Origin of the sequence: Pseudonocardia sp., assembly GCF_035305885.1 — a bacterium.
GTDB lineage: Bacteria > Actinomycetota > Actinomycetes > Mycobacteriales > Pseudonocardiaceae > Pseudonocardia.
Map to the genome: position 1 here is coordinate 1 of NZ_DATGOP010000038.1, position 2459 is coordinate 2459.

2 protein-coding genes are annotated in these 2459 nt (G+C 73.5%); both read left to right on the forward strand.

All coding sequences use genetic code 11. The features are described 5' to 3' along the window. Nucleotides 1–378: rhodanese-like domain-containing protein (locus tag VKZ81_RS07880; protein ID WP_324240783.1), on the forward strand; the 378-nt coding region annotated here is incomplete at its 5' end. A 257-nt stretch (nt 379–635) separates the two neighbouring features. After that, nucleotides 636–2459, forward strand: a 1824-nt coding sequence (locus tag VKZ81_RS07885; RefSeq protein WP_324240784.1) for a PhoX family protein, incomplete at its 3' end; no start/stop codon positions are given.

A 2459-nucleotide genomic window follows, 5' to 3' on the forward strand; every position in this document is an offset into this window, starting at 1 on the left:
GGTGCTGCTGGTGCTCGCGGGGCCCGTGCGGAGCTCACGGTCGCGGCCCGGTCCGCCGGGGCCGAAGCTGAGGCGGAGACCGCCGCCAGACCCTTCGCTGCCTCCGCGAGCGAGGCCGCCGCAGCGGAGGTTCTGCTGCTCGACGTCGGCCTGGTCCCCGGCGCCGTGCCCGGTGCGGTGCACGCGCGGCTGGAGGACCTCGCGGCCGGCGTCTTCCCTGACGCCCTGCTCGACCACCCGCTGGACCGGCCCGTCGTCGTGGTGTGCGAGCGCGGCCTGCGCTCGCGCGGCGCGGAGCAGCTGCTGCGGGCTGAGGGGTGGCAGGACGTCACGAGCCACGCGCTGCTGGAGGGGTGGCAGGGGGGACGCCCGGGCTGATGTCGGCACCTTGCGGTGCCCAGCCCGGCGTGGTCGGCATCTTGTCGCGAGATCGGCAGCCCGGAGTGCCGATCTCGAGACGAGTTGCCGACCACGCGCATCCGCCGTCGACAAAGTGCCGACCTCGCCCCCCGGCCAGGGCGGCTGCCTGCCCGACACCTCCCGTTCACCCGGGCGTACCGGGCCGGTCGCGGGCGGGCCACCGGCGGCTCCTAGGTTGACGGCGACCAGCCCCCGCTCGGACCGGAGACCCTCCGATGACGATCGCCCCTGAGAACCGCCCCCTGCTGCCGGTGCACACGGCCGTGCACACCCACGCACGCGGCAAGCGCAGCCCCGTGACCTGCCGCCTGAAGTGCAACGACGCCTGCCTGCACCCCGCGCCGAACGAGAGCGCCAACGAGTACTTCAAGGACGTCGTCGGCGCCGTGCTGTCGCGCCGCGCGATGCTGGGCACCCTGGCGGTCGCCGCCGGAGCCGTGGTGATCGGCGCCCAGGCCGCGGGGGCGCCGTCGGCCGCGGCGGCGACGCTCACCGAGGGCCGCCTCCCGGCCCACCGGCCGGGCAAGGGCGGGCGCGGCCTCGCGTTCGGCGCGATCGACCCGCAGCCGGTCGACGTCGACGCGCTCGTCGTGCCGGACGGCTACCGCTGGGACCCGATCATCCGGTGGGGCGACCCGATCCTGCCCGGCGCCCGCGCGTTCGACCCGGACCGGCAGTCGCCCGAGCAGCAGGCCAAGCAGTTCGGCTACAACTGCGACTACCTCGACATCCTGCCGATCCGGCCGGGTGCGAAGGACCGCGGGACGCGCGCCCTGCTCGTGTCGAACCTCGAGTACACGAACGCCGAGATCATGTTCCCGCCGACCGAGAGGTACTGGGACGTGGCCGAGGACGGCACGCGCACCAAGAACGCCTACGCTCGTGCGATCGAGCGCGCGGCGCACGGCATGGCCGTGGTCGAGGTGCGCCGTCGGGCCACGGGCTCGCCGTGGGACCACCAGCGGATCAGCGCGTACAACCGACGCATCCACCTGGGCACGGAGCTCGTGCTCGACGGTCCTGCCGCGGGGTCGGAGCTGCTCAGGACGGCGGGCGACCCGACAGGCCGGCGCGTGCTGGGCACCATGAACAACTGCGCGGGCGGCACCACGCCGTGGGGCACGGTGCTCTCGGGCGAGGAGAACTTCAACGGCTACTTCGTCGCCGCGGGCGTGCACCCGACGGCGGACGCCCGGTACGGCCTCGGCGAGCAGACCAGCTACGGCTGGGAGCAGGACGAGCCGCGGTTCGCGCAGTCGGCCGGCTACGAGAACGAGTCGCACCGGTTCGGCTGGGTCGTCGAGCTGGACCCGTACGATCCGCACTCGACGCCCGTGAAGCACACCGCCATGGGCCGGTTCAAGCACGAGGGCGCCAACGTCACGCTGTCCCGATCCGGCCACGCGGTGGCCTACATGGGTGACGACCAGGCGTTCGACTACGTCTACAAGTTCGTGTCGCGCAAGCGCGTGGCGCAGGGTCACTCGCGGTGGGCGCGGGAGCACAACAAGACGCTCCTGTCCGAGGGCGACCTCTACGTCGCCAGGTTCCGGGGCGACTCGCCTGCCGGTCAGATCGACGGCTCGGGCGCGCTCCCGGCCGACGGCGCCTTCGACGGCACCGGCGAGTGGATCCCGCTGGTGAAGAACAACCGCAGCCGCGTGCCCGGCATGTCGGTCGAGGAGGTGCTGGTCTGGACCCGTCTCGCGGCGGACAAGGTCGGCGCCACGAAGATGGACCGGCCGGAGGACGTCGAGATCAGTCCCGTCACGGGCCGGGTCTACGTCGCGTGCACGAACAACTCCGGCCGCACGCCGGGCAACGCGACCGAGGGGGCCACCGAGGCCAACCCCCGCGACCGCAAGGTGGTCGCCGGGGTCACGACGACCGGCAACCGCGACGGCCACGTGGTCGAGATCGTCCCGGTGGGCGACCAGACCTCGACCCGGTTCACGTGGAACCTCCTGCTGGTGGCGGGCGACCCCGCCGTCGAGGGCACGTACTTCGCGGGCTACCCGCGCGACCGGGTCTCGCCGATC